Genomic DNA, 7,089 nt, shown 5'->3' with positions numbered 1-7,089 from the left:
GTTTCATAAAATTCACCCGCCAAGTGAGTTTTCGACGGGCTAGATGGTAGCATAAATAACAAAGAAAATCAATAGCTTATCTGCATTCGCTGAAATTCTTCTGATTGTGATCTTACGGATTCAGGTTGGAGGCTCGACCCCACAGTCCCGAGACGACCAAAAACCCGGATGTGGGAGCCGATCCAGTCGGACAGCCCTTGCGTCCAGGTCGCCTCGGCAAAGGTCAGGTTGCTGTTGCAGCCCATGCCCCCGACGAAGATCTGGGCTTCTCGGATATCCCCCGTTGAAATGCCTCCACGATGGCCAGGGTCGACCCGCTGTAGCCGACAATAAAACTTGTCTCCGACGCGGTGCTCCTGGCACATGGAACGATCCAGCTTCTTGCGCCGCTGCCGATAGAGTTCGCAGAACTGGCTGGACTGGTCCCCGGAAGGTCCCCCCCCTTGTGCTCCTGCCAGGGCAGCATGAGGGTGAGAGGCTTGTAGCGACTCTGTTCAGGCATCACCCTGGCCGGATGGTTCCGGAATGCTGGCCGGAATCGAATCGGAATGCCGGCCGGATTCCCGTCGGAATCGTGGCCGGTTTTGTCCGGAATCCGAAACTGCCGCCCCCCATCCCTCTATCTCCAGCAGCCGTCACAGGACCGACGACGGCTCAAAGATGACGCGACATCTTCCCAACAACGACCGCAGGCATCATGGCAAACAAGATCAAATCGCCGTACGGAAATACGCCAGGGTACAAACCCCTCTGCAGGCATCTCCCGGAGTTCGCAGCCCGAGGGGCCATTTCTCAATATGACGTGGATCACCTGATCAGCATTCTCGGTGATCCCCATTCACTTCAATCCCTCCTGTTGGTGCTTGAGAACTTCGCGGAAATCGCCCGTCGGACATCCGGTATCTGCAGTAGCGGCGGGTTTTTATTTTTGGACGAATTGATCAGAGAGGCCAAGACAACCGGCCAGATCCTGATTCGCGGGAAGGATATCTTCGAAACTAAAATCGGATTACTCGCAGGACGAGAGGGGAATCGCGAGGATTCTTTCCGCGGGTTGGTTGGCACGAGCCCGCTTTACGCGCGAATGGGCCTTCTCCCCGAGAACAGGCTTTATTGCCCCCAGTTCTACCTTCTGATGGCGGAGATCCTCGTCGCCCATCTCTTGACCCGCAGCCAAGGACGCAGCGACAGCCTCAAATCCCCGCTGGTCCAGGCGCTGGATGCGGTCCAAACCCTCACACGGACAGAAGATCTCGTCTACTTCCCCCTCGACGAAACATCCCCGCAAATTTATTGCGCACAGTTGGAATCCCACCCTGAAAAGACTCTCGTCAGACCCATTATCAGGTACCTGGAGCGGGCCACGTCTCTAAGCCTTTCCAACGAGATCAAGACGAGAAACACTCCGTCCGGCAGGGGCCGCGAGAAAGAATCTCTTCTTGATCTCCTGAAAAAAAGGCTGTCCACACCCGAGGATCCCCCGCCGACAGAACTCATCGAAGGGCTCGACGACACGGAACCGGAACGATCGCATGCCCCCCCAGGCAGCTTGATCTTTATTGCCAAACCCGCCCTCGCCTTTCTGCCATCCGCTGAATTCGTGCGGGCGGCCAAAGGGCTAAAGAAAGCCAGGGCACGGGAGAACCAACAGTTCCACTTTTCGTGGCGCACCCTCAATCAACACGAACTTCAAATTCTTTTTGACCTCCTGTTCCCCGAATACCCGACTGAAGACACCGGCGATGTTTTCGCCCGAACTCAACTTGCCTTGATTTTTCTGGCCGGCCTGACTCCCGAACGCTTGGCAAAAATGATATTGCTCCGACCGGGGCAACAGCCCCCGGAGGGAGACGCCTACTGTGAAGCGACGACTATCCTGAGAGTCTTTTCTCCCGGTCCTCCTCTCAAATCCGCCTCCCCCCCGGAGAGTCAGGCCCAGGCCTATCCAACACAGAACCACATTGATCTCCCCCTTCCGGACTACCTTGTCAATCTCCTCAACGAATACCTCGGCCACCTCCAACACGGGGAAGAGATGGCGCTCTTTCCTGTTTCGGCAAGTGAACTTCTAGCCTCCTGCCGCCAAGCTCTTGGCAAACTCGGCCATAAAAGGCTTTCCTTTAAACGGGTTCAAAACTACATGACCAGGAAGCTCGCCCTCTTGCCTGGCAGCGACCATGCCGTCGCGAGCCTCGCCCAAGGAAGAAGCAACATTTTCCTGGCGCAGACGCCAGTACATTACGCCAGTTTCGAAGCGGACACCCTCCAGCGACTTTGCCGGCTCGCCTGGGTCCATACGGCCCGCGAAGCTGGCCGTGAAAGTCAACTCAACGAAACCTTTCCTGCCAAGTGTTCGCGGTATGTGGGAACACCCCTTCGCCCGAATCTTGCGACCGTACAGAACCTGATTGCCGCCGTAAAAACCTTTCTTACAGCCAACGCCCGGATTAATTCGTTGGCGGAATTGGTGGAATACCACAATGCCTACGTCCTCTATACCTTCCTGGTAACGGCGTATTGCACCGGATACCGTGCGGTGACCTCCCCGTTCGTCAGCAAAAACATGTACGATCCGACCACCGGATTTTGTGTCATCCGCGACAAGTCTTCTGCCGACTTTTACCACAGCCGACTGGTTTGGCTTCCCGAACTCTGCATAAAACAGCTGGAGAGTTATTACCTGCACCTGGAAACGATAAAAAAATGCAGCGCTCTCCCGATCATTGAAACCAGCCGCAAGGACGGCATCTACTTTTTCTTGACCCCTGACGGCAGGCGAGAGACGGTTCGACCCGCCAACCTTAAAACCCACTTGGCCAAATTCGGCTTTCATCTCCCGGTGAATGTCTCCCGGCATTTTTTAAAATCGGAATTACAAGAAAATGGCTGCCCCAGCGAAATCGTGGAAATCCTGCTCGGGCACTGGCGATTGGGGCAGGAAGGGTGGGCGCCAACGTCGGCATTGCATCCCTGGGATTTCAAATCGGAACTCGCGCGGCATCTCCCTCCCCTGATGAACCGGCTAGGGTTGACCCCCCTTGAGGGGTTGAAAAGGGTTTCAGCAAAAATCCGCCTTTCCCTTCACGAACGAACCTCACTGGAAAGTCGAGAACTGCGGCAAAAAAACTCTGCGCGCACCGCAAAAGGTGTCAGAACCTTTTTTGCCCAGCACGAGCCGGGCGAGGCATGGGTGAAGATTCTCCCCGGATATTTCCGGAACAAAAGCGGAGCGGACAGATTCAAAAAACAGGAGCAGGTGGTCTTGCTGAGAATGCACAAGCTGCTCCCAGAACTCTACGAGGGCAAGCGCGGCATCACCGTCTCGACCCAAAGCCTCCAGACCCTGATGCACAGATTGCAGCCCCGGCCGTTGCATCTCAGGCATCACATGAGAAGACTCAATTTTCTGATCGATGGCCTGATTTGGGGGAAGGAGAATCGAAACTGGTCTGTCGAGATCCCCGCCCGCCCGGTCTTCACTCTCAATACCCACAATTTTGCCCGACCCTCTCTGATTCGAAAAATCAAGGTATTCCGAGCTGTCGAACAGATTTTCATGGCCGACTTGAGTGGTCCGATCTCTGCTGTGCGGGAGGTGCAACTCGGACAGATCCTTTTAAGCGCCATTATGTACGGAGGCATCCACCATCCTGTGTGGGCAGAGGGCCTGATCGCTGGTTTGACCGAAGATCTTTTCCAGTGGGGAGACATGCTTTGGGTCGACCTGTGGGCGGCAGCAAAGGACTATCTGTCCCCCGAAGAAAAATGGTTTCTACAGCGCAATCCGGCTTATTATCGCCGCTGGATCGCCGACCCGACGACCCAGCTGTTGCTTTATCGCTGGCGGAGAGACCCTGCATCAAGCGGGGGGAGCGACCGATGTCAGCTCGCAACGGCATATGGGGCCTATGTAGCGCACATCGACAAAACCCAAGGACGAACGCTCCCACCCTTAACCGAGCTTTTTGCCGCAGGAAACGCGTGGACAGTGCTGACCATGCCCTCCTATCTGGCGGCCTATGCTGCCAATAAAATCCAGACGGCAAGCCTGCCGGATCCGGCGTGGATGCGACTGCTGACCGGGGAATTTATCCCAACCCACCCCCGAATGGCCCGGCCAAAACGGCGGGCTGCCGATGGGCCTCTCCTGGAACCGTCCGAACAGGCCACCCTCCTGCGCGACCTTCGTGCACTCATTCGCACTTACGAGCCCGCACAAGGCCAACAAGACAATCTGACCTGGGTGCTCCGTACCTACCTGGCGGAGCAAGAGGATGTCCTCTGGCCGATAACGGCGCTGCTGGGGAATTGGGCGGTCCAACTACTCTCAGACGAGGTGAGCAAGCTCGAACTCCGCGACAAAAAAACGCCCCTCGCCCCCAATTCGGTCAGTGACTACCTCGAACAGATATCGCCAGGCCTGCTGGAGGTGGTAGGCGAAATGGATATCACGGATCTTGAGTACGACGACCTGAGTGCGGCCATGATTGCCGTGGCCGACGTTATACGGCAGCGTAGGAGTCCGAACCTCAGTTTCCCCCAAGCACATCTGGGCCAGGTCAAAAACGACCTGGGGCGCCTCAATCAGTTTCTCGGCTTTTTACAGGTCTTTCATTCCACCCCCAAGCTGTCGATCCAGATCGAGAAGGACACTCTGACGATTCAAGGGGAAGACGCCGTCCGCGCCAACGTGGTTACTCCCCAGGAGTATCGGCTGCTGCTGAAAATACTCGGATGGGGAAAGCCGACCCTGCCCCGTTCCGAAAGGATGACCTTGGTCGCCGCTATTCTGGCTTTTCGAGCCGGCTTGCGGGTTATGGAGATTTGGGGGCTGTTGATTGGGGATCTGCAGGGGACGGACCGGTTAGAACTGCTCGTGCAGGGCAACCACATACGCGGCCTTAAAACCAAGGCATCACGCAGGCGTGAACCGCTGTACATTCTCATGCCCGCCGATGAATTGGAAACAGTAAGGGAGTGGCACCGATTCCGGCAGGCGGAGCGCGGATCGACGTCTCGTTCGCCGCTCTTTTCCTCCGGGCCGATGGAGACAGACCCCTGTCACTTCGAGGGCCTACTCGCGCCTCTCAGGTACGCGCTTCGGGTGATTACGGGGGATCGAGCCACCGTTCCGCACACCTTGCGGCATTCCTTCGCGAGCTTGCTCCAGGTGGGGTTGCAACTGCGGGACGATATTGATCCCGGGAAATGCGGCTGTTTCCTGAATGCAGCGGAGTTTGGCCGGGCTCAACGACGTAAGCTGAGAAAAATGCTGATGGAGAATGACGACACTGGCCGAAAAGCACTCTATATCGGGGCGACGCTCCTGGGCCACGCCGACACCCATACGGAAGTTCACAGCTACATCCACCTGTGTGATTGGTTTCTCGGGTACTATGCTCGCCACCACTCCTGCCGGCCTCCGATCAAGGCCGCGCAGCTGATACAAATGGCCGGCATCAGCGAGTCTTATGCGCACAAGATAGTTGCCCGCGGAGGACATCCTCTAGAGCTGCTGAGTCGCTTGGCCGACCAATTTTCCAGCGAAATTCCTCGTCCGCCGAAGACCGAGCCCCAGCCGCAACCGACCATCCGGACTATGCCGGTAGAGGAATCTTTCCGCCTGGCTGATTTGGATTGTGCAATCCAAAATAGTCAAATCCAGGGGAACCTCCCAGCATATCTTTCGTGGTCGAAATCCCTGGAGGAAATTCGGATACTGGCAAGCCTCTATCAATGCGTTCTCGACCTTGACAAACAAGAGCAACAGGAGGCCCTGCAAATCGCCCCCCTGCTCTCAGCCGCCTATCGGCCATACGACCGCTCCCTCGTCCTCGACAGTCCTGACTCCGCACCTCAAGTCACCGCTTTTTTGACCAACCTCGGTATCCTTTTCGTAGCTGAACACCATCGTTCGCGCTGGGTAAGAGACGCCAAACGCCATACGGCAGGGTATCTGGACTGGAAAGAGAGCCTGGGGGACGTGCACCTGTGGCGAGGCCGTCGGCAATCCGGACGCCATTGCGAACAAGGAACTGTTAGGTTGTCCCTCCAGGCCATTGTTGCCGGAGGGACCATCCTGGATTTTGATCGAAAAATAGCTAATAATTTCGGCATTCTTATTCATCTTCTGCGATCACAAAGTCGTGAATAACATAGCCAAACGAGCTGTCTTCGTTGGCGTCGTAAAGCAGGGTAATCGACCCGGAAAGCCGTTTTTGGAGATGGGCAAGGACTTTTTCATGGCTGTTATTTACATATTGGAGACGGACTCCCCCCCCGTTTAGCTGATTCCGAATATAAAATTCGCCTTTTTGAGGGTTGAGATAGGCCCGCATTTCAAAGTCCAGTGCTTCGAGACAGACCTCCTTTTTTGCGAGATTCGCCCCGAGCGTTAACTGCAGCCCCTTTCCGTCTTCGTCTGGGGGATTGGGTACAGACGTATTGCCCGGGGGGCTTTGTGGGTCATCATCTGGGCCATTCCTGTCGATAGGCGCCGGGCGAGGAACTCCCCCCTTGACCTCGGAAGGGAGTTCCTGGTCTGCCGGAGCTCCCCACAATTTCCGCACCTCAATCCTCTTGAGTGACGAGTCCTGGATTTTTTTGGCCATCGCTACGGCAGTTTCAGCGTATCGCAACGGCAAATCTTCCTCTTTCGCATCAAGTCCGAGGGTAGCCATGTTTTTCAAAAATACACTAAAGCTCTGATTACTATGAAGACTTACATCAGAAACTTTATCAACAACGACAAGACTATATATCATGTCGTACAAAGCATCGTAGTTATTATCTTTCACTGCCGCATATTCAGCCGTTGTTGTAATATACAATGAAAATACATTGGTAAAGTCTTCTTTGTAGTCAACTTGATGAAGATTAAGAAACAAATACGGGCGATAAGCTTGATGCAATCGCGAAAAAAGCTCACGCGGCTTGAGGCATGAGCCAACCGATTCGGTTGCTGCCGGGCCGAAAGGCCTCGGCAAAATGTCGTAGATATCCCCGCAGCGGTCTTAATGGCTCTTTGAAACCGCCAACAGCGCCATTTGGATAAAGATTAGTTCCCGTTTCCCGGGTACCTTTGGGTTT

Annotated in this window: 2 protein-coding genes; one reads left to right on the top strand and one right to left on the bottom strand. The window is 55.3% G+C overall.

What is annotated here, in order from left to right:
- Positions 1-697: 697 nt before the first annotated feature.
- Positions 698-6,154: a hypothetical protein gene (locus tag RBR25_RS17260; RefSeq protein WP_432820782.1), complete on the top strand. Its 5,457-nt coding sequence runs from the start codon at positions 698-700 to the stop codon at positions 6,152-6,154.
- Here RBR25_RS17260 and RBR25_RS17255 read toward each other — a convergent pair.
- On the bottom strand, positions 6,120-6,986 hold the full coding sequence (locus RBR25_RS17255; RefSeq protein ID WP_432820781.1) for a hypothetical protein: 867 nt from the start codon (positions 6,984-6,986) through the stop codon (positions 6,120-6,122). The two genes, RBR25_RS17260 and RBR25_RS17255, sit on opposite strands and share 35 nt — an antisense overlap.
- Positions 6,987-7,089 lie beyond the last annotated feature (103 nt).

The organism is Trichloromonas sp., from assembly GCF_034006665.1.
Classification (GTDB): Bacteria; Desulfobacterota; Desulfuromonadia; order Desulfuromonadales; family Trichloromonadaceae; genus Trichloromonas.
The sequence above is the reverse complement of the archived record's forward strand: the minus strand, read 5'-3'. Positions and strand labels throughout refer to the sequence as shown.

Bases quoted from the DNA above. Each gene is read 5' to 3' on its own strand.
- RBR25_RS17260 (WP_432820782.1), top strand. From the start codon at position 698: ATGGCAAACAAGATCAAATCGCCGTACGGAAATACGCCAGGGTACAAA.